This window comes from Citrobacter sp., assembly GCF_050252275.1.
GTDB lineage: Bacteria > Pseudomonadota > Gammaproteobacteria > Enterobacterales > Enterobacteriaceae > Citrobacter_A > Citrobacter_A amalonaticus.
On record NZ_JBFWLF010000043.1, the window covers coordinates 1 to 21,250 of the forward strand.

18 protein-coding genes and 1 pseudogene are annotated in these 21,250 nt (G+C 55.7%); 13 read left to right on the forward strand and 6 right to left on the reverse strand.

All coding sequences use genetic code 11. The features are described from left to right. The 3 genes from mgtA to mgtU all read left to right on the forward strand — a co-directional run. On the forward strand, nucleotides 1-2,559 hold a 2,559-nt coding region (gene mgtA, locus AB7E14_RS05715; protein ID WP_428169397.1), incomplete at its 5' end, for a magnesium-translocating P-type ATPase. Nucleotides 2,560-2,577: 18 nt separating this feature from the next. Continuing rightward, nucleotides 2,578-2,670 carry a protein MgtR gene (mgtR, locus tag AB7E14_RS05720; RefSeq protein ID WP_094030729.1) on the forward strand — a complete coding sequence of 31 codons (93 nt, stop codon included), beginning with the start codon at nucleotides 2,578-2,580 and terminating at the stop codon, nucleotides 2,668-2,670. 12 nt (nucleotides 2,671-2,682) lie between these two features. Beyond that, nucleotides 2,683-2,769, forward strand: coding sequence for a magnesium transporter protection protein MgtU (gene mgtU / locus AB7E14_RS05725; RefSeq protein ID WP_252869633.1), 87 nt, complete (start codon nucleotides 2,683-2,685; stop codon nucleotides 2,767-2,769). 366 nt (nucleotides 2,770-3,135) lie between these two features. Here mgtU and AB7E14_RS05730 read toward each other — a convergent pair whose 3' ends face one another. Then, nucleotides 3,136-4,038, reverse strand: coding sequence for a LysR family transcriptional regulator (locus AB7E14_RS05730; protein ID WP_042999054.1), 903 nt, complete (start codon nucleotides 4,036-4,038; stop codon nucleotides 3,136-3,138). Between the two features lie 103 nt (nucleotides 4,039-4,141). On the opposite strand from AB7E14_RS05730, the gene AB7E14_RS05735 reads away from it, so the two are divergent. Together AB7E14_RS05735 and AB7E14_RS05740 are read left to right on the forward strand one after the other, a co-directional pair. Beyond that, complete coding sequence (locus AB7E14_RS05735) at nucleotides 4,142-4,552, forward strand: CidA/LrgA family protein (RefSeq protein WP_042999055.1); 411 nt, start codon at nucleotides 4,142-4,144, stop codon at nucleotides 4,550-4,552. Further along, nucleotides 4,545-5,234 (forward strand): LrgB family protein, encoded by a 690-nt coding sequence (locus AB7E14_RS05740; protein WP_044257358.1) that lies wholly within the window; start codon nucleotides 4,545-4,547, stop codon nucleotides 5,232-5,234. The genes AB7E14_RS05735 and AB7E14_RS05740 overlap by 8 nt, the downstream gene beginning before the upstream one ends. A gap of 42 nt (nucleotides 5,235-5,276) precedes the next feature. On the opposite strand, the gene actP is transcribed toward AB7E14_RS05740, so the two are convergent. From actP to acs, 3 genes are all read right to left on the reverse strand, one after another. Beyond that, nucleotides 5,277-6,926 carry a cation/acetate symporter ActP gene (gene actP / locus AB7E14_RS05745; protein ID WP_044326718.1) on the reverse strand — a complete coding sequence of 550 codons (1,650 nt, stop codon included), beginning with the start codon at nucleotides 6,924-6,926 and terminating at the stop codon, nucleotides 5,277-5,279. Continuing rightward, nucleotides 6,923-7,237, reverse strand: a complete 315-nt coding sequence (locus AB7E14_RS05750) for a DUF485 domain-containing protein (RefSeq protein WP_042999058.1) — start codon at nucleotides 7,235-7,237, stop codon at nucleotides 6,923-6,925. Before AB7E14_RS05750 ends, actP begins: the two co-directional genes overlap by 4 nt. A gap of 235 nt (nucleotides 7,238-7,472) precedes the next feature. Continuing rightward, nucleotides 7,473-9,431, reverse strand: a complete 1,959-nt coding sequence (acs, locus tag AB7E14_RS05755) for an acetate--CoA ligase (protein WP_061069531.1) — start codon at nucleotides 9,429-9,431, stop codon at nucleotides 7,473-7,475. A gap of 431 nt (nucleotides 9,432-9,862) precedes the next feature. On the opposite strand from acs, the gene nrfA reads away from it, so the two are divergent. The 8 genes and pseudogenes from nrfA to gltP all read left to right on the forward strand — a co-directional run bounded on the left by nrfA (nucleotide 9,863) and on the right by gltP (nucleotide 18,075). Beyond that, on the forward strand, nucleotides 9,863-11,299 hold the full coding sequence (gene nrfA, locus AB7E14_RS05760) for an ammonia-forming nitrite reductase cytochrome c552 subunit (RefSeq protein WP_428169398.1): 1,437 nt from the start codon (nucleotides 9,863-9,865) through the stop codon (nucleotides 11,297-11,299). Nucleotides 11,300-11,343: 44 nt separating this feature from the next. After that, the gene (nrfB, locus tag AB7E14_RS05765) at nucleotides 11,344-11,907 is read left to right on the forward strand and encodes a cytochrome c nitrite reductase pentaheme subunit (RefSeq protein ID WP_316962642.1); all 564 of its coding nucleotides are present in this window, start codon (nucleotides 11,344-11,346) and stop codon (nucleotides 11,905-11,907) included. After that, a complete protein-coding gene (nrfC, locus tag AB7E14_RS05770) occupies nucleotides 11,904-12,575 on the forward strand; it encodes a cytochrome c nitrite reductase Fe-S protein (protein WP_316962641.1) in 672 nt (223 codons plus the stop codon). The genes nrfB and nrfC overlap by 4 nt, the downstream gene beginning before the upstream one ends. After that, on the forward strand, nucleotides 12,572-13,528 hold the full coding sequence (nrfD, locus tag AB7E14_RS05775; protein ID WP_044326579.1) for a cytochrome c nitrite reductase subunit NrfD: 957 nt from the start codon (nucleotides 12,572-12,574) through the stop codon (nucleotides 13,526-13,528). Before nrfC ends, nrfD begins: the two co-directional genes overlap by 4 nt. A 26-nt stretch (nucleotides 13,529-13,554) precedes the next feature. Further along, nucleotides 13,555-15,326: pseudogene (locus AB7E14_RS05780) on the forward strand (heme lyase CcmF/NrfE family subunit); the annotation flags it as partial. Next, nucleotides 15,308-15,772 carry a heme lyase NrfEFG subunit NrfF gene (gene nrfF / locus AB7E14_RS05785; protein ID WP_373320891.1) on the forward strand — a complete coding sequence of 155 codons (465 nt, stop codon included), beginning with the start codon at nucleotides 15,308-15,310 and terminating at the stop codon, nucleotides 15,770-15,772. The pseudogene AB7E14_RS05780 and the gene nrfF, both read left to right, overlap by 19 nt. Next, on the forward strand, nucleotides 15,759-16,367 hold the full coding sequence (gene nrfG / locus AB7E14_RS05790; RefSeq protein WP_058587241.1) for a heme lyase NrfEFG subunit NrfG: 609 nt from the start codon (nucleotides 15,759-15,761) through the stop codon (nucleotides 16,365-16,367). The genes nrfF and nrfG overlap by 14 nt, the downstream gene beginning before the upstream one ends. A gap of 397 nt (nucleotides 16,368-16,764) precedes the next feature. Beyond that, a complete protein-coding gene (gene gltP, locus AB7E14_RS05795) occupies nucleotides 16,765-18,075 on the forward strand; it encodes a glutamate/aspartate:proton symporter GltP (RefSeq protein WP_042999068.1) in 1,311 nt (436 codons plus the stop codon). 97 nt (nucleotides 18,076-18,172) lie between these two features. Here gltP and yjcO read toward each other — a convergent pair whose 3' ends face one another. Both yjcO and fdhF read right to left on the reverse strand, forming a co-directional pair. Continuing rightward, complete coding sequence (gene yjcO, locus AB7E14_RS05800; protein ID WP_042999069.1) at nucleotides 18,173-18,862, reverse strand: Sel1 family TPR-like repeat protein YjcO; 690 nt, start codon at nucleotides 18,860-18,862, stop codon at nucleotides 18,173-18,175. A 103-nt stretch (nucleotides 18,863-18,965) separates the two neighbouring features. Further along, nucleotides 18,966-21,113 (reverse strand): formate dehydrogenase subunit alpha, encoded by a 2,148-nt coding sequence (gene fdhF / locus AB7E14_RS05805; RefSeq protein ID WP_081048471.1) that lies wholly within the window; start codon nucleotides 21,111-21,113, stop codon nucleotides 18,966-18,968. Nucleotides 21,114-21,250 lie beyond the last annotated feature (137 nt).

Here is a 21,250-nt window from a genome sequence, read left to right on the forward strand (position 1 = left end):
CTGGATGAATATGGCCGCAATGAAGTGGCGCATGAGCAGGCGCCGCCAGCATTGATCCAGCTTTTGCAGGCATTCAATAACCCGTTTATCTATGTCCTGATGGCGCTGGCCGCCGTCAGCTTCGTGACCGATTACTGGCTACCGCTGCGTAACGGCGAAGAGACCGACCTGACCGGGATCATCATTATCGTCACGATGGTTAGCCTGAGCGGGTTATTGCGTTTCTGGCAGGAGTTTCGTACCAACAAAGCGGCGCAGGCGCTGAAATCCATGGTCCGCACCACGGCTACCGTGCTGCGTCGCGGTCCCGGGAATCTGGGGTCGGTGCAGGAGGAGATTGCCATTGAGGAGCTGGTGCCCGGTGACATCATCTTCCTGGCAGCGGGGGATCTGGTTCCGGCGGACGTCCGTTTGCTGGAGTCCCGGGACCTGTTTGTTAGTCAGTCGATACTCAGCGGCGAGTCGCTGCCGGTTGAGAAGTATGATGTTCTGGCCAGCGTTTCCGGCAAAGGGTGTGACAGGCTTCCTGAGCCGAACAAAAATAAAAGCCTGCTGGAGATGGGCAATATCTGTCTGATGGGCACTAACGTGACCAGCGGCAGGGCGCAGGCGGTGGTGGTGGCCACCGGAAACCGTACCTGGTTTGGCTCGCTGGCGAAATCCATCGTTGGCACGCGTACCCAGACGGCGTTCGATCGCGGGGTAAACAGCGTCAGCTGGCTGTTGATTCGCTTTATGCTGGTGATGGTACCAATTGTGCTGCTGATTAACGGCTTCAGCAAAGGTGACTGGGTTGAGGCCTCGCTGTTTGCCCTGGCGGTAGCAGTTGGCCTGACGCCGGAAATGCTGCCGATGATCGTCAGCTCTAACCTGGCGAAAGGCGCTATCGCCATGTCGCGGCGCAAAGTGATCGTCAAGCGGCTGAATGCCATTCAGAACTTTGGCGCGATGGACGTGCTGTGTACCGATAAAACCGGCACGCTGACTCAGGACAATATCATTCTTGAGCATCACCTTGATGTCAGCGGTCATGAGAGCGACCGGGTGCTGACGCTGGCCTGGCTGAATAGCAGTAGCCAGAGCGGGGCGCGCAACCTGATGGACCGGGCGGTGCTGCGCTTTGGCGAGGGCAGGATTGCGTCAGCGACCAAAGAGCGTTTTGTCAAACTGGATGAACTGCCGTTTGATTTTGTACGCCGTCGGGTATCGGTTTCGGTGGAAGATGTTCGCCACGGTGACAAAAGTCTGATCTGCAAAGGCGCTGTCGAAGAGATGCTGATGGTCGCCACGCATCTTCGTGAAGGCGATAACGTTGTGGCGCTGGATGAAACCCGACGCGATCTGCTGTTAGCCAAAACGAAGGATTATAACGCCCAGGGCTTCCGCGTGCTGCTGGTCGCAACTCGCAAGCTGGATGACTCCGCTCTGACCACGCCGCTGTGCACCGCCGATGAGCAGGGACTGACGGTTGAAGGGATGTTGACTTTCCTCGATCCGCCGAAAGAGAGCGCGGGAAAAGCCATTGCCGCGCTGCGCGACAACGGCGTGGCGGTGAAAGTCCTGACCGGCGATAATCCGGTGGTTACGGCGCGTATTTGCCTGGAAGTGGGCATTGATGCCCACGGCATCCTGACCGGGGCCCAGATTGAAGCGATGACGGATAATGAACTGGAGCGCGAAGTGGAAAAGCGCGCGGTATTCGCCAAACTGACGCCGCTGCAGAAGTCGCGCATCCTGAAAATGCTGCAGAAAAACGGGCACACCGTCGGTTTTCTCGGCGACGGCATCAACGATGCGCCGGCCCTGCGCGATGCGGATGTAGGCATTTCGGTCGACAGCGCGGCGGATATCGCCAAAGAGGCATCGGATATCATCCTGCTGGAAAAGGATCTGATGGTGCTGGAAGAAGGGGTGATCAAAGGCCGTGAGACCTTCGGCAACATCATTAAATATCTGAATATGACCGCCAGTTCTAACTTCGGCAACGTCTTTTCGGTACTGGTGGCCAGCGCGTTTATTCCGTTCCTGCCGATGCTGGCGATTCATCTGCTGATACAGAACCTGATGTACGATCTCTCTCAGCTCTCGCTGCCGTGGGACAAAATGGACAACGAATTTTTGCGCAAACCGCGCAAGTGGGATGCGAAGAACATCGGCCGTTTTATGCTGTGGATTGGACCGACGTCGTCTATTTTTGATATCACCACCTTCGCGCTGATGTGGTACGTGTTTGCGGCGAATAACGTCGAAGCCCAGGCGCTGTTCCAGTCCGGGTGGTTTATTGAAGGGCTGCTGTCGCAAACGCTGGTCGTGCATATGCTGAGAACGCAGAAAATTCCGTTTATTCAGAGTCGGGCGACGCTGCCGGTGCTACTCACTACCGCGGTGATTATGGCGATCGGGATCTACGTTCCGTTCTCGCCAGTGGGAGCGATGGTCGGGCTGGAGCCGCTGCCGCTAAGCTACTTCCCGTGGCTGGTCGCGACGCTGCTCAGCTATTGCCTGGTGGCGCAGGGCATGAAGCGTTTCTATATCAAACGTTTCGGTCAGTGGTTCTGATGATAAGGAGGCGCTGAGATGAACCGTTCTCCGGACACTATCGTCGCGCTGATATTTTTCCTGATGGGGCTGCTGGTGCTCCTGTTAGCAATCTGGCAAATCTTGTTCTGAAAGGGGGGCGCGATGCACAGAGGATCGCTGGATAAAGTCTTTATCCGGGTGGTGATTATCGCATTCATCATTATTTTGCTGACAATCTGGATTAGATAAGGGCTTTTTGTCTCGCCTGTTTGCCGGGCAGCGGCTAACGTCATGCCCGGCCTACTGTTCACGTACAGGAAATTGAATTTTTTCAGCCCTGGAATGTGGTGGTTGAAATTTGACCATTTTTTATTGGTACGCCAGCAGACAAACCGGCACTACGAGAGGATGGTCATTTCGGCATTTTAAGGCAGTTTTTGTACTTTCAGCGAATAGCAGGCGGATCTTACCTGCGTCAGGCCGGGATATACCTCATCAGACCGATCTCGCGCGCATGGGTTTTCAGTCCCTGAACATTCAGACCTGTCACCGCATGGCGGTAAACCATCACTTCTGTGCAAATCGATATCGCACAGGCCACCGGTGGCGCGATGCTTACCGGGCAACTGAGGGCACTTGCTCCGCCCAAAAACCTTCGCAGCACGATAACCACGCTTTGGCGCTGTGTGAGAGATACACCCCTTCGCGCCAAATCATCCCCAACTGCCAGCGCAACTCGCTTTCCAGCGGGATCCAGCGCAGCGTATTTTTGTCCAGCCGTTCGCAGATGGGCTCCGGCAGAATGGCAATCCCCACGCCCGCCTGCACCATCGCCGCAAGAAAGTCCCACTGTCCGCTGCGTACCGCGATACGCGGCTTGACGTCATGCTCACTGAACAACTGCATTAACTGGCGGCTCAGGGCGAAATCTTCGTTGTAGATTAACAGCGGATGCTCGGCCAGCGCTTCTGGCGATACGGACTGGCAGGTGGTCCACTGACCGGAACGTGGCACCAGTACGCACAGGGGGTGGCTGAATACAGGTAACGTCGCCAGACCACTTTCTTCTTCCACGGGTAGCGCGGTCATCGCGACGTCCAGTTCACCATTCATCACCGCCTGCTGCACCGTTAACCCGCCAAACTCGGAAACCTTGAGCTCTACGCCGGGGTAACGCTGGCGAAACAGGCCGATCGGTCCGGCCATCAGCATGCCGACCATCGGCGGGATGCCAAGGCGCAGCAGCCCTTTGTTGAGATGGTTGATGTCGCCCAGTTCGGCTTCCAGTTGACGAAACTCGGCCAGAATCGCCAGCCCGCGTTCAAACACCACGCGACCGGTATCGGTGAGCAATAGCTTGCGGCCGTCGCGGATCAGCAGCGTACAGTTCAGTTCATCTTCCAGATTTTTCAACATCTTGCTGATGGTCGGTTGGGTGACAAAGAGCTTCTCTGCTGCGCGGGTGAAGCTCTGTTGGCGCACCACTTCAACAAAATAACGCAGCGTTCTGATATCCATGAGTATTCCTTCCGACTATGCCTGTAATGATTTTAATTCATTTCAGTCATCGGCGGGGTCTCTCTATACTGGCGTTCCCTATTATTTTTCAGGATGTTCCCTCATGGCTGTGGCGATAAGCCGCGTTACGCCTGCCGTTTTGCAACGACTTCAGGTTCCGGTTCAGGTACTGCTGTATGCAGGTTTGTTTATCGTTGCGCAATATCTTGTCTCCTGGCTGCATCTGCCGTTACCGGCCAATCTGGTGGGGATGGTGTTGATGCTAGCGCTGATTGTCTGTCGCATCCTGCCGCTGAGCTGGGTTCGCGCCGGGGCGCGCTGGCTACTGGCGGAGATGCTGCTGTTTTTTGTTCCGGCGGTCGTGGCGGTGGTGAACTATGCCCATCTGCTGCTGGTGGACGGCTGGCGGATTTTTTCGGTCATTGCGATCAGTACGCTAATGGTGCTCGGTGCCACGGCATGGGTGGTGGATAAGGTCTATCGCTATGAGATAAGCAGGTTAAACCGTGACTAATCTCCAGCTCAGCGTGCTCTGCCTGGCGATTACGCTGGTTATCTATTTCGCCAATAAACGTCTGTACCGTCGTTTTCGTAAGCTGCCGTTGATGCCGCTGGTCCTCACGCCCGCGCTGCTGGTGTTGATGCTGGTGTTGGGGCATATCTCCTGGCAAAGCTATATCGGTGAATCCCACTGGTTGTTGTGGCTGCTTGGCCCGGCAACGATCGCCTTTGCCGTGCCGGTTTACGACAATTTCGCCATCATCAAACGTCACTGGATGTCACTGACCGCAGGCGTGGTGACGGCAACGGTGGTCGCGGTGACCAGTTCCGTCTGGCTGGCGCGCTTATTTACCCTGCCGGACGAAATTCAGCGCAGCCTGGCGGTGCGTTCGGTGACCACGCCGTTTGCCCTTGCGGCGGCTGAACCATTGGGTGGGCAGCCGGATTTAGTGGCGCTGTTCGTGGTGGTAACCGGCGTCTTTGGCATGGCAGTCGGGGATGCGCTGTTTTTACGTCTGTCGATTCGTGAAGGGATGGCGAAAGGCGCAGGATTTGGCGCGGCGTCGCACGGCGCGGGAACGGCGCGCTCGTATGAGCTTGGTCAGCAGGAGGGCGTGGTTGCCAGCCTGGTGATGATGCTTTCCGGTGTGGTGATGGTGCTGGTCGCCCCGCTGGTGGCAAGGCTGATGTTCTGAGAATGGATCCCCGGTCAGCGTGACCGGGGAAAAGCGTGTCGATTAGTGGGCGCGGCCTTGTTCGACGCCGAAGCCCGTCTGGGAACGGATAAACTGAGCACGGAACTGCTCACGCTCGCGATTCCCTTCTGCCGAGTTATCCGTGGCAGAGAAGAACCAGATCCCCAGGAATGCCACGGTAATGGAGAACAGCGCCGGGTATTCATACGGGAAGATAGCTTTTTCGTGGCCGAGGATTTGTACCCAAATGGTGGGGCCAAGAACCATCAGCACGACGGCCGTCAGCAGACCCAACCAGCCGCCCATCATCGCGCCACGCGTGGTCAGCTTCGACCAGTACATGGAAAGCAGGATGATCGGGAAGTTGCAGCTCGCGGCGATAGCAAACGCCAGACCCACCATGAAAGCGATGTTCTGATTCTCGAACAGCACGCCGAGAATAATCGCAATCACGCCCAGCACCAGCACGGTGATTTTCGACACCCGCAACTCTTCACGTTCGGTCGCCCCTTTACGGAACACGTTTGCATACAGATCGTGAGAAACCGCAGATGCTCCCGCCAGCGTCAGGCCAGCGACGACCGCCAGAATGGTGGCGAACGCCACGGCGGAAATAAAGCCGAGGAACAGGTTACCACCCACCGCATTCGCCAGATGTACCGCCGCCATGTTGTTCCCGCCAATCAATGCACCCGCCGCGTCTTTATACGCCGGATTGGCACCGACCAGCATGATGGCGCCAAAGCCGATGATGAAGGTCAGGATGTAGAAATAACCCATAAAACCGGTGGCATAGAACACGCTCTTACGCGCTTCGCGGGCATCGCTGACCGTGAAGAAACGCATCAGGATGTGCGGCAGGCCTGCCGTACCAAACATCAGGCCGAGCCCCAGTGAGAGCGCGGAGATTGGGTCTTTCACCAACCCGCCTGGGCTCATAATCGCAGAGCCTTTCGGGTGAACCGCCATCGCTTCGGTGAACAGGTTATTGAAGCTAAAGCCGACGTGCTTCATCACCATAAAGGCCATAAAGCTGGCGCCGAACAGCAGCAGCACGGCTTTGATGATCTGCACCCACGTGGTTGCCAGCATGCCGCCGAACAGCACGTACATCATCATCAGCACGCCGACCAGCACCACCGCAATGTGGTAGTTCAGGCCGAACAGCAGTTCAATCAGTTTGCCCGCACCGACCATTTGTGCAATCAGATAAAGGGCAACCACCACCAGCGAACCGCAGGCCGACAGAATACGGATCGGGCCTTGCTTCAGGCGATAAGAGGCCACATCGGCAAAGGTATAGCGACCGAGGTTACGCAGACGCTCGGCGATCAGGAACAGGATGATCGGCCAGCCGACGAGGAAGCCCAGCGAGTAGATCAACCCGTCATAGCCGGAGGTAAACACCAGTGCGGAGATCCCGAGGAACGACGCCGCCGACATGTAATCGCCCGCAATTGCCAGTCCGTTCTGGAAGCCGGTGATATTTCCGCCCGCCGTATAGTAGTCGCTGCGTGAACGTACGCGTTTAGAGGCCCAGTACGTAATACCCAGCGTAAACACAACGAAAATCAGAAACATGACAATCGCCTGCCAGTTGGTTGGCTGGCGTTGTACTGCACCGCTAATGGCATCCGCCGCGTTGGCCGCGAAGGGTAGTGTGGCGGCAAGCGCCGTCAGGACTCTCTTCATAATGCGTTAACCTCGTGCAGTACTGCCTTGTTCAGACGGTCAAATTCGCCGTTCGCCCGCCAGATGTAGATGCCGGTCAGAACGAAAGAGATCAGAATCACCCCCACGCCAATCGGAATACCCCGGGTGACGCTGGTTCCCTCATGAAGCGGGGTTCCCAGCCAGCCAGGCGCAAAAGCAATCAGTAGAATAAAGCTGATATAGACCACCAGCATGATGATCGACAGTATCGTGGCAAACCGTTGCCTTTTTTCAACTAATTCCCTGAAACGCGCACTGTCTTCTATCCGCTGATAAATGGTGTCATTCATCACAGAGTCTCCAGAGGCCCCCTGAGTCTTTCACGCCACAGATGCGTTGGCCGCACTTGCACACCCCAGTCACATAGTGAACGATGTGACCGGGGATGAGCTCGCTTGCCGCCTTCCTGTGACACGAAATCCTTTGGGGAGGTTTTTATATTTCCCCTCCCAATGAAGAGAGGGTAGGGTCAGAACTTGTAGGGGCGTAGGCCGGATCAGCGCAACGCCATCCGGCATCTTTTTATTATGATGGCATCGCGATGGCCTGCTTCTCTTCGAGCAGCTTCTCTACCACGCCAGGATCGGCGAGCGTCGAGGTATCGCCCAGATTGCTGGTATCGCCCGCCGCGATCTTGCGCAAAATACGGCGCATGATTTTGCCGGAACGGGTTTTTGGCAGTGAGTCGGTCCAGTGCAGCACGTCTGGCGTCGCCAGCGGGCCAATCTCTTTACGTACCCAGTTGCGCACGTCGGCGTACAGTTCAGGCGACGGCTCTTCGCCGTGATTCAGCGTCACATAGGCATAAATCGCCTGGCCCTTGATGTTATGCGGAATGCCGACCACCGCCGCTTCGGCAATCTTGGGATGCGCCACCAGCGCGGATTCAATTTCCGCCGTGCCCAGACGGTGACCGGAGACGTTCAGCACGTCGTCAACGCGCCCGGTGATCCAGTAGTAACCGTCTTCGTCACGACGCGCGCCGTCGCCGCTGAAGTACATGTTTTTAAAGGTTGAGAAGTAGGTTTGCTCAAAGCGATCGTGATCGCCGAACAGCGTACGCGCCTGTCCAGGCCAGGAATCGGTGATCACCAGGTTGCCTTCGGTGGCCCCTTCCTGCGGATGGCCTTCGTTATCCACCAGCGCCGGCTGCACGCCGAAGAACGGGCGGGTAGCGGAACCCGCTTTCAGTTCGGTTGCGCCCGGCAGCGGGGTGATCATGAAGCCACCGGTTTCGGTCTGCCACCAGGTATCCACCACCGGGCATTTTTCGTTACCGATCTTTTTCCAGTACCACTCCCACGCTTCCGGGTTGATCGGCTCGCCAACCGATCCCAGAATGCGCAGCGATGAGCGGTCAGTGCCCTCAATCGCCTTATCGCCTTCCGCCATCAGGGCGCGGATCGCCGTCGGCGCGGTGTAGAGAATATTGACCTTATGCTTATCCACCACCTGGCTCATGCGCGCCGGCGTCGGCCAGTTCGGCACGCCTTCAAACATCAGCGTGGTAGCGCCGCAGGCCAGCGGCCCATACAGCAGGTAGCTATGTCCGGTAACCCAACCCACATCGGCGGTGCACCAGTAGATATCGCCCGGATGGTAATCAAACACATATTTAAAGGTCGTTGCGGCATATACCAGATAGCCGCCGGTGGTGTGCAACACGCCCTTCGGTTTACCGGTGGAGCCCGAGGTATAGAGGATGAACAGCGGATCTTCGGCGTTCATCTCTGCGGGTTGATGCTCAGGGCTGGCTTTTTCAATCAGATCGCTCCACCACAGGTCGCGACCTTCCTGCCACTCGATGTTGCCGCCGGTGCGCTTGAGTACAACCACATGCTCGATGGTTTTCACGTTCGGGTTTTTCAGCGCATCGTCGACGTTTTTCTTCAGCGGAATGCTGCGACCAGCGCGCACGCCTTCATCAGCGGTAATCACCAGCTTCGAACTGGAATCAATGATGCGACCGGCGACCGCTTCCGGCGAGAAACCGCCGAAGATCACCGAATGTATGGCACCAATGCGGGCGCAGGCCAGCATCGCGACGGCGGCCTCTGGCACCATTGGCATATAGATCGCCACCACATCGCCTTTTTTAATCCCCAGATCCTGCAGCGTATTGGCGAAACGGCAGACATCGCGATGCAGTTCGCGATAGCTAATATGTTTGCTCTGCGAGGCGTCATCGCCTTCCCAGATGATGGCGGTGCGTTCGCCATTTTCCTGCAGGTGGCGGTCGAGACAGTTGGCCGCCAGGTTCAGCGTGCCGTCCTCATACCATTTAATGGAGACATTGCCCGGTGCGAAAGAGGTGTTCTTCACTTTCTGGTACGGCGTGATCCAGTCGAGAATTTTTCCCTGCTCGCCCCAGAAGGTATCTGGCTCGTTAATAGATTGTTGATACTTCGCTTCGTACTGCTCCGGATTTATCAGGCAACGATCCGCAATGTTTGCGGGAATAGCGTGTTTGTGAATTTGGCTCATGGCTTTTGTTCTCCTTGTAGGATGTTAATAATATGTCTCACAAACGTTAAATGTAGGGGCTTTGACAGTTTTGTTTAGCTTTTGCGCGACAGATCACGCAATACAGGAATTGTGCAAATTAACGGCAATACGTTTTTTGAAGGAAACCAACAAAAGTTGGTAAAATCTTTCCGTTACAGAGGGTTATGTTAATTATTCACGAACGGTGATCGAGGTCGAAAAAGAGGAAAGGAGTAGAGAAAAAACGGCTTGACTAACTCTAAAGTGGTATTTTACATACACTTACAATTGATTAAAGACAACATTTTGAGTGTGGTTTTTTGTTACATCTAGATTAGGGCAATGTCATGGCGGTGTGTGTGGTTATCGTCATGGATAGAATAAAAAAGAACCGTCATTGAACGCAATGGCGCAATCTGGATGAGACCTCTATGGCAAGGATTACACTACGCGCACGTCGTTTCTTCAGCCTGATCGTACCGCTGTTTTTCATTTCTGCGGTTTATGCTGAGCAAACGCCCGAACCCGCAAAATCAGTTACCGTTGAAGCGAAGAATGAAGTCTTCGCCCCTCAGCATCCCGATCAATACCTCTCATGGAAAGCGACTTCAGAGCAATCAAAACGCGAAGACGCGTTAGCGGAAGATCCCCGTCTGGTGATCTTGTGGGCGGGATATCCGTTCTCCCGTGATTACAACAAACCGCGTGGGCACGCCTATGCGGTGACCGACGTGCGTGAAACCTTACGTACCGGCGCCCCAAAAAACGCTGAAGACGGTCCATTGCCAATGGCCTGCTGGAGCTGTAAAAGCCCGGACGTGGCGCGTTTGATCCAGAAAGATGGCGAAGACGGCTACTTCCACGGCAAATGGGCGCGCGGCGGCCCGGAAATCGTGAATAACCTGGGCTGCGGCGACTGCCATAAAACGGCGTCACCTGACTTTGCGAAAGGTAAACCTGAGCTGACGTTGTCTCGTCCGTATGCGGAACGTGCGATGGAGACCATCGGTAAGCCTTTCGATAAAGCCGGTCGTTTCGACCAGCAGTCGATGGTTTGCGGGCAATGCCACGTTGAATATTATTTTGACGGCAAAGACAAAGCCGTGAAGTTCCCGTGGGATGACGGCATGAAAGTCGAAGACATGGAGAAATACTATGACGCCATTACCTTCTCTGACTGGACCAACTCGCTGTCAAAAGCGCCGATGCTGAAAGCACAGCATCCGGAATATGAAACCTGGAGCGTGGGTATTCACGGCAAAAACAATGTGACCTGTATTGACTGTCATATGCCGAAAGTGCAGAACGCCGAAGGAAAACTCTATACCGATCATAAGATTGGCAATCCGTTCGACAACTTCCCGCAAACCTGTGCGAACTGCCATACCCAGGACAAAGCCTCTCTGCAAAACGTGGTCGCTGAGCGTAAGAAGGCAATCAATGGGCTGAAAATCAAAGTTGAAGATCAACTGGTTCGTGCGCACTTCGAAGCGAAAGCGGCCTGGGATGCGGGCGCAACGGAAGCGGAAATGAAGCCGATTCTGAGCGATATCCGTCACGCGCAGTGGCGCTGGGATCTGGCCATTGCCTCTCACGGTATCCATATGCACGCCCCGGAAGAAGGTCTGCGGATGTTAGGTATCGCGATGGACAAAGCCGCCGATGCGCGGACTAAGCTGGCGCGTCTGTTGGCAACCAAAGGCATTACCCATGAAATCGCGATTCCGGATATCTCCACCAAAGAGAAAGCCCAGGCGGCCATTGGTCTGAACATGCAGCAGATTAATGCCGATAAACAGGACTTTATCAAAACGGTGATCCCGCAGTGGGAAGAACAGGCGCGTAAAAACGGTTTGTTAAGCCAATAACCCCATTCCGCCTCGCAAGGGGCGGATAACTCAACGGAGTGAATATGAGCGTATTACGTTCGTTATTAACTGCTGGGGTGCTGGCGTCAGGTCTGTTATGGAGCCTGAGTGGAATAACCGCCACGCCAACGCCGCAGGAATCGGAACGCTGGACGGTGACGCCACAGCGTAGCCCGGATGCCGCGTGTCTGGACTGTCACAAGCCGGATACCGAAGGGATGCATGGTAAGCATGCGTCCGTGACCAATCCGAACAATAAACTGCCGGTCACCTGTACTAACTGTCATGGCAAGCCATCGCCTCAGCACCGTGAAGGGGCGAAGGATGTGATGCGCTTTAACGAGCCGATGTACAACGTGGAGCAGCAGAACAGCGTTTGTCTGTCCTGCCACTTGCCTGAACAGTTGCAAAAAGCGTTCTGGCCGCACGATGTCCACGTGACTAAAGTGGCCTGCGCCAGTTGTCATTCGCTGCATCCGAAGCAAGACACGATGCAGACGTTAAGCGATAAAGGACGAGTTAAGATTTGCGTCGATTGCCACAGCGATCAGCGTAACAACCCGAACTTTAATCCGGCGTCTGTGCCCTTGCTTAAGGAGCATCCATGAGTTGCTCTCGTCGCCAGTTCATCACCGGCGTCGGCGCGCTGGTGGCCGTCAGCGGTACTGCAGGACGCGTGGTGGCGAAAACGTTGAATATCAACGGCGTGCGATACGGCATGGTGCATGATGAATCATTATGCATCGGCTGTACCGCCTGTATGGATGCCTGTCGGGAAGTCAACAACGTGCCGGAAGGCGTGTCGCGACTGACCATCATTCGCAGCGAACCGCTGGGCACGTTTCCGGATGTGAAGTACCGCTTCTTCCGCCATTCGTGCCAGCACTGCGATCACGCGCCGTGCGTTGACGTCTGCCCGACCGGGGCGTCGTATCGCGATGCCGCGAATGGCATCGTGGATGTGAACCCGAATCTCTGCGTCGGCTGTCAGTACTGCATCGCCGCGTGTCCGTACCGCGTGCGCTTTATCCATCCGGTCACGAAAACAGCGGATAAATGCGATTTTTGCCGTAAAACCAATCTGAAAGCGGGCAAACTGCCTGCCTGCGTCGAGTCTTGCCCGACGAAGGCGCTGACGTTTGGTAATCTGGACGATCCTGACAGCGATATTTCCCGGCTGCTGCGGCAGAAAACCACCTATCGCTACAAGCTGGCGCTGGGTACCAAACCGAAGGTCTACCGCGTTCCCTTTAAATATGGGGAGGTGAGCCAATGACAAACGCATCTGCTTTCCACTTTGAATCGCTGGTGTGGGACTGGCCCATCGCCATCTATCTGTTTCTGATCGGCATCTCTGCCGGACTGGTGACGCTGTCAATCCTGCTGCGCCGTTACCATCCGGAGGCGGGTGGAGCGGACAGTACGCTGCTGCGTACCACGCTGGTCGTGGGGCCGGGGGCGATTATTCTCGGCCTGCTGATTCTGATCTTCCACCTGACGCGTCCCTGGACCTTCTGGAAACTGATGTTCCACTATAGCTTTACGTCGGTGATGTCGATGGGGGTTCTGCTATTCCAGCTTTATATGGTGGTGCTGATTCTGTGGCTGGCCATCATCTTTCAAAAAGAGGTGATGGCTCTGCAACAGCGTTGGTTCCCCCGTCTGGGACTGGTGCAGAAAGTGTTGACGCTGTTAACGCCGTTCAACCGTGGACTCGAAACGCTAATGTTGGTACTGGCGGTGCTGCTGGGTGCCTACACCGGTTTCCTGCTTTCGGTGCTGAAATCGTATCCGTTCCTGAATAACCCGATCCTGCCGGTGCTGTTCCTGTTTTCCGGGATCTCCTCCGGTGCGGCGGTGGCGCTGATTGCGATGGCATTACGTCAGCGTGGTAATCCGCACAGTACCGAGGCGCATTTTATTCACCGCGTGGAAACCCCGGTGGTGTGGCTGGAGATCTTCCTGCTGGTCGCCTTCTTTGTGGGGCTGGCTCTGGGCGATGACGGCAAAATGCGCGCGCTGTCGGCGGCGCTGGGTGGCGGCTTCTGGACCTGGTGGTTCTGGCTCGGCGTCGCGGGGCTGGGACTGATCGTTCCCATGTTACTGAAACCCTGGGCCAACCGCGGTTCGACGTTTCATGGTGTGCTGGCGGTCTGTGGTGCCAGCCTGACGGGCGTGCTGTTACTGCGCTTTTTCATTCTTTATGCTGGACAGCTCACGGTTGCATAAGCATGGCTGTGAGGGAAAGGTGATTTCTGGACGTACTCCTTCCTGAAGCCGGTTTTCTGGCACTGTTATTCAGCCTCGGGGTCAACGTGTTGACCCCGCTTGCCGTACTGGCAGGTGAACGCCAGCGCTGGCAGAGCGTAATGCGTCTGGCGAGCGTGGGCGTCTGGGCGCAATTTGCGTGCCTGCTGCTCGCCTTCTTGATTCTGGTGTTTTGCTTTCTGACCAGCGATTTCTCAGTTATCTATGTGGCCCAACATAGTCACAGCCTGTTGTCGTGGGGACTCAAGCTGGCGGCGGTGTGGGGCGGTCACGAAGGATCTCTGCTGCTGTGGGTGTTATTTCTGTCCGGCTGGAGCGCGCTGTTTGCCTGGCGTTATCGCCGCGAATCTGATCCTCTGTTTCCCTTCACACTCGGCGTACTCTCGGCGATCACCGCATTGCTGCTGCTGTTTGTGGTGTTCTGGTCCGATCCGTTTGTCCGTATCTTTCCGCCAGCGATAGAAGGGCGCGATCTCAACCCGATGCTGCAACATCTGGGGCTGATCCTGCATCCGCCATTGCTGTATCTGGGGTACGGCGGCCTGATGGTCGCTGCCGGAGTGGCGCTGGCGTCATTGCTGCGCGGTGATTTCACGACGTTGACCGCCTGGGTGTGCTGGCGCTGGGCGCTGCCCGGTTGGTGTGCGCTGACGCTTGGCATCATTCTCGGTTCATGGTGGGCCTATTGCGAACTGGGGTGGGGCGGCTGGTGGTTCTGGGACCCGGTGGAAAACGCGTCTTTATTACCCTGGCTTTCTGCCAGTGCGCTGCTGCACAGCCTGTATGTGTCGCGTGAACGCGGCATTTTTCGCCACTGGTCGCTACTGCTGGCCATTGTCACGCTCATCCTCTCTTTGCTGGGCACGCTGATTGTCCGTTCCGGTATTCTCGTTTCTGTACACGCTTTTGCGCTGGATAATGTGCGCGCCGTGCCGCTGTTTGCCCTCTTTGCCATTCTGAGTCTGGCCGCGCTCGGCTTGTACGGCTGGCGCGCGCGGGCTAACCAACAGGCCGTTCGTCTGAGCGGCTGGTCACGCGAAATGCTGATTCTGGCAGCGCTGCTGCTCTTTTGCGCGGTGCTGCTGATCGTACTGATTGGCACGCTCTACCCGATGATTTATGGCCTGCTGGGCTGGGGACGACTCTCCGTTGGCGCGCCCTATTTTAACCGCGCCACCTTGCCGTTTGGCTTGCTGATGTTGGTGGTGATCGTGACAGCGATGGTCAGAAGCCGGAAGAGGGCCGTACACCGCCAGCTTCCGGCGCTGCTGGCGCACGCAGGTGTGCTGGTTTTTGCCGCGGGGATCCTCTTCTCCAGCGGCAGTCGTCAGGAGGTAAGCCTTAACCTGAGCCCAGGTCAGCAGGTTGAACTGGCGGGGTACACCTTCCGCTTTGAACGGCTGGATCTGGCCGCGAAAGGGAACTACACCACCGAAAAGGCGCTTATTACGCTGTGGCAGGGCGACAAACGAATCGGTAGCCTGACGCCCGAGCGGCGCTTTTATTCCGCCCGTCGCCAGCAAATGATGGAACCTGGCATTCACTGGGATCTGCTTCATGACTGGTATGCGGTGATGGGTGAAAAAACGGGCGAGGAACGGTATGCCCTGCGCCTGTATGTGCAAAGCGGCGTGCGCTGGATTTGGGGCGGGGGGCTGTTGATGATTGCCGGGGCGCTGCTCAGCGGCTGGCGTGGGAGAAAGCGCGATGCGTAATGAACCGCGGTTTTTGTCGGGGGGATTGCCGGATGGCGGCGCATGGTTTAAGCACGGCGCAGGCCTGATAAGCGCAGCGTCATCAGGCACCATCATTGCGTTTATCTTACTGCTGGTTATCTCCTTTTCCGCTCACGCTCAGGTGGTTGATACCTGGGCTTTTGAGAACCCGCAGCAGCAGGAAAAGGCGTTGTCGATTGCCAGCCAGCTTCGCTGTCCGCAGTGCCAGAATCAAAACTTGCTGGAATCCAATGCGCCGGTTGCGGTCAGCATGCGCCACCAGGTCTATACGATGGTGGCAGAAGGGAAAGATGAAGCTGAAATCACCGCCTGGATGACCGCGCGGTACGGTGATTTTGTCCGCTATAACCCACCGCTCACCGGGCAGACGCTGCTGCTGTGGGCATTGCCGTGCCTGCTGTTGCTGCTGGTTGGAGGGATTTTGTGGCGCGTCAGCAGGCTAAAAGGGGGCAACGATGAGACAACCTGAACCGTCACGCCCGATGCCTGTCAGACGACTGACTCTGGCGGCAGTGCTGATGGTCATCGTCTGTCTGTGCGGCTATCTGCTGTCGCCGAAATGGCAGGCCGTGCGAGACGAACAACGACGACTGGCCGATCCGCTGCATGAATTTGCAGAAACCGCGACGCCGGAGGCCCAACTGATAGCCCTGCAAAAACAGATTCGCGCCAACCCCCAGGACAGCGAAAAGTGGGCGCTCCTCGGCGAGTATTATCTGTGGCGCAATGATTACGATAATGCGCTGCTGGCTTATGGTCAGGCGCTGCGTAACCGTGGAGAGAATGCGGAGATCTATTCGGCGCTGGCGACCGTGCTCTACTACCAGGCCGGGCAGCACATGACGCTGGCGACCCGCGAGATGATTGATAAGGCGCTGGCGCTGGATGCCGGGGAAGTGACTGCGCTGATGCTACTGGCGTCGGATGCATTTATGCAGGCGGATTACAAACAGGCGATTTTGCAGTGGCAAAAAGTCCTGGATTTGAATTCGCCGCGGGTGAATCGTGCGCAGCTGATAGACTCGATAAATATGGCAAAGTTATTACAGAACCGACAGAAATAGATTTGTGATTTTGCGCGATTTATCTGTTTAAAAAACAGGCAAATGAACCTCGCCGCCAAAATAATTCATGACGGTTATAATTCAAAAACGCAGATTTAAAAATCTTTCCATAACAAATAGTTATGCAATATAAACCCGATAAATTCGCGTTATTATGCATTATTTCAGCGAAAAGCCCTGTTCTTAAAGGGTTGCGCAAGATGCCCTGCAAATGGTACTGATTATACACCCGTCATACTTCAAGCTGCAGGTGTGTTGGCTTCCTGCAACTCGGACTATTTAGGGTATAGCGTTAAAAAACTCTACTAACCAACGCAACACAATTCATACCCTTTCAGTATGTATCCATTCCTGCGCGATGAACAGGAGTGGCGTTCCATTGAGGAAGTTCGTCGTTATGAAAAGTTTTAAACTCAGTCTGGCCTGGCAGATCCTGATTGCCATGGTGCTGGGCATTTTACTCGGCAGTTATCTGCATTATCACAGCGACAGCCGCGAGTGGCTGATTGCAAACCTGCTCTCTCCGGCAGGGGATATCTTTATCCATCTGATTAAAATGATCGTCGTGCCGATTGTGATCTCCACGCTGATTGTCGGGATTGCCGGTGTCGGCGATGCGAAACAACTGGGACGTATCGGCGCGAAAACCATTCTCTATTTCGAAGTGATCACGACGATTGCCATTATCCTCGGGATTACGCTGGCGAACGTCTTCCAGCCGGGTTCCGGCATTGATATGTCGCAACTGGCGACCGTGGACATTTCGAAATACCAGAACACGACGGCAGAGGTGCAAAGCCACGCGCATGGCCTGATGGGCACCATTCTGTCGCTGGTCCCGACAAACATCGTTGCTTCGATGGCGAAAGGCGACATGCTGCCAATCATCTTCTTCTCGGTGCTGTTTGGTCTGGGGCTTTCCTCGCTACCGGCAACACATCGTGAGCCGCTGGTGACGGTGTTCCGCTCCATTTCCGAAACCATGTTTAAAGTGACGCACATGGTCATGCGCTATGCACCCGTCGGGGTATTCGCGCTGATCGCCGTGACCGTGGCGAACTTCGGTTTTGCCTCGCTGTGGCCGTTGGCGAAGCTGGTGCTGTTGGTTCACTTCGCGATCCTGTTCTTCGCGCTGGTGGTGCTGGGTATCGTCGCGCGTATTTGCGGACTGAGTATCTGGATCCTGATCCGCATTCTGAAAGATGAATTGATTCTGGCGTATTCCACCGCCAGCTCTGAAAGCGTACTGCCGCGAATTATCGAGAAGATGGAAGCCTACGGTGCGCCAGCCTCTATCACCAGTTTTGTGGTGCCGACCGGCTACTCATTTAACCTCGATGGCTCGACCCTGTATCAGAGTATTGCGGCGATCTTCATCGCGCAGTTGTACGGTATCGACCTGTCGCTGTGGCAGGAAATCGTGCTGGTGCTGACGCTGATGGTGACATCGAAAGGGATTGCTGGCGTGCCGGGCGTCTCCTTCGTGGTATTGCTGGCAACGCTTGGTAGCGTGGGCATCCCGCTGGAAGGCCTGGCCTTTATCGCCGGGGTCGACCGTATTCTCGACATGGCGCGTACGGCGCTGAACGTGGTGGGGAATGCGCTGGCGGTACTGGTTATCGCCAAATGGGAACACAAGTTTGATCGCAAAAAAGCGCTGGCGTATGAGCGCGAAGTACTGGGTAAATTCGATAAGACTGCCCAGTAACGGTAAACGGTCTGCCGGATGGCGCTGCGCCTTATCCGGCCTACGAGTCGACATCGCTTGTAGGCCTGATAAGCAAAGCGCCATCAGGTAATCTGAGTCAGCCGTTCGTTAATCGGTCAAACTCTTCGCAGCCGGTATCGAATCCTTCGGTACAGCTCAGATTCAACCAGTGCAGCGCCTTCTGTTTATTCTTCTCAATAAAGCCCTGTTCGCCGTTCAGAAACATCATTCCCGCCCAGTATTCGGAATACCCGGTGCGAGAGATGGCGGAACTGCGTTTGAAGTACCAGGTCGCTTTATCATCATCAGCCTGAATCCCGACACCGTTGGCGTAAATCAAACCGAGCAGCATCTGCGCATCTACGGCCACGTCACTCTCCAGATTTTCAGAGGCGTTTTGCAGCAGGGAGATGGCTTTGGGGTAATCGGTTTTACCGGCCTGCGTATTCACCAGAATGCGTGCCAGCGTAATTTCGCCCGCTTTACTGCCCGCCCGGGCGGCCTTCTCCGCCAGCATTTTTGCTTCCGGGTAATCCAGACTGACCGGATTAGTGATTTTAATCTGCGCCAGCAGCGCACAGGCGTCCGCATCGCCATTGTCGGCGGATTTCTGTGCCCAGTATTCGGCTTTGCTTAAATCGCCGAAGCTAAACCAGCTGTCAGCAAGGTAATATTGCGCGCGTTTGTCACCTGCCTCTGCGGCCTGCAAATACTGGCTTCCAGGCTCAGGATCGGCAGCACGGGCAAAGAATGTCATCAATAACATCAATGCAAGAAGTGGTTTCATTATTAAGTTTTAATTAGGGTACGGAATGGACAGTATAAAGAGATCGTATGGATAAAAAAACAGCCTCCAGGGTGGAGGCTGTTGAGATGCATCAACGTTGTGGTTAGCCCATTGCGGTTTCGCGCAGGCGAGCCTTCAGCTTGTTGTATTCATCAATCACGTACTGCTCGGCGGCGGACTGATTGGCAATCGGCTCCACGCGCACGGCGCAATACTTGTACTCTGGCGTTTTGGTAATCGGGCTTAAGTTCTCGGTCACCAGCTCGTTACAGGCACCAATCCACCACTGGTAGGTCATATAGATAGCCCCTTTGTTCGGGCGCTCGCTGACCTGCGCGCGGGTGATAATTTTGCCTTTTCGCGAGTGAACCCACACCAGCGCTTCATCTTCAATGCCCAGACGCGCCGCATCGGCCGCGTTGATTTGCGCATAGCCTGGTTCGTCCGCCAGTGCGGCCAGGGCCGCACAGTTTCCGGTCATCGAACGACAGGAGTAGTGGCCGACTTCACGCACCGTCGACAGTACCATCGGGTACTCGTCGGTGAGTTTATCGATCGGCGCAACCCAGTCGCAGGTGAAGAACTGTGCCATGCCGTTCGGGGTATCAAACTTCTCTTTAAAGAGGTATGAGGTCCCCTGATCGGCGTCTGACGTGTCGCGGCAAGGCCACTGGATGTAGCCCAGTTCGCCCATCTTCTCGTAAGTCGCCCCGTAGAAATCCGGGCACAGATGACGCAACTCATCCCAGATCTCCTGGGTGTTGTTGTAGTGCATCGGATACCCCATCCGGGTGGCGATCTCACTGATGATTTGCCAGTCGGTTTTCAGATCCCACTTCGGCTCAACGGCTTTAAAGAAGCGCTGGAAACCACGGTCAGCAGCGGTAAAGACCCCTTCATGCTCGCCCCACGACGTCGACGGTAAAATGACATCTGCCGCCGATGCGGTTTTGGTCATAAAGATGTCCTGCACGATGACCAGTTCCAGATCCTCAAAGCCTTTGCGCACAGCGGAGAGTTCCGCATCCGTTTGCAACGGATCTTCGCCCATAATGTACGCCGCACGCACTTCGCCATGCGCCGCACGGTGCGGCAGCTCGCTGATGCGATAGCCAGTGTGCGCAGGCAGGCTGTCCACGCCCCAGGCTTTGGCGAATTTCTCGCGGTTAGCCGGATCTTTCACATACTGATAGCCCGGATAGGTATCCGGCAGCGCACCCATATCGCACGCGCCCTGAACGTTGTTCTGGCCACGTACCGGGTTAACGCCCACGCTGGGCTTACCGAGGTTGCCGGTCAGCATCGCGAGGCTGGTCAGTGAACGCACGGTTTCTACACCCTGATAGAACTGGGTGACGCCCATGCCCCACAGGATGGTCGCGCTTTTCGCACCGGCATACATCCGCGCCGCCTGACGAATTTCACTCGCGCTAACGCCGGTTATCTCCTCGACGGACTCCGGCGTATAGCCTTCGACAATCTTGCGGTACTCTTCAAAACCTTCCGTACGGGAGGCGACAAACGCCTGGTCGTACAGATTTTCTTCAATAATGACATGGCCCATCGCGTTCAACAGTGCGATATTCGAGCCGTTTCGCAGAGCGATGTGCATGTCGGCAATGCGCGCGGTTTCAATTTTGCGCGGATCGCAGACGATAATTTTCGCCCCGTTACGTTTAGCGTTAATCACGTGATTCGCCACAATCGGGTGGGAATCCGCCGGATTGTAACCGAAGATAAACACTAAATCGGTGTTATCAATTTCGTTAATGGCATTGCTCATTGCGCCGTTACCGACCGACTGGTGCAGACCTGCAACCGATGGGCCGTGTCAGACGCGAGCGCAGCAGTCAACGTTATTGGTACCAATAACGGCGCGCGCAAATTTTTGCATGATGTAGTTGGTTTCATTCCCGGTGCCGCGCGACGAGCCGGTCGTCTGGATGGCATCAGGGCCGTATTTCGCTTTAATGGCGCTCAGGTGTTCGGCGACGTAATTCAGCGCTTCATCCCAGGAAACTGATTCCAGTTTGCCGCCACGCTGGCGACGAATCATAGGCGTTTTCAGGCGCGGGGTCAGGATCTGGGTATCGTTAATAAAATCCCAGCCGTAATAGCCCTTCAGACACAGAGTACCCTGATTGGTTTTCCCCTGCGCCGCCTCAGCCCGGACGATTTTGCCGTTATCGACCACCAGGTTTATCTTGCAACCTGATGCGCAATACGGGCAAACCGTGACGACTTTTTTCATCGGTCTCGCTCCAGTTAATCAAATCGCGCATACACGCTTGTCGACCTGAGTATGCATCTTTTATGCCACATTTTAATTGGGGGCTTTCCCTGATATTACGGATAATTTTTGGACAAAACCCTGACGAAAAACAGGCT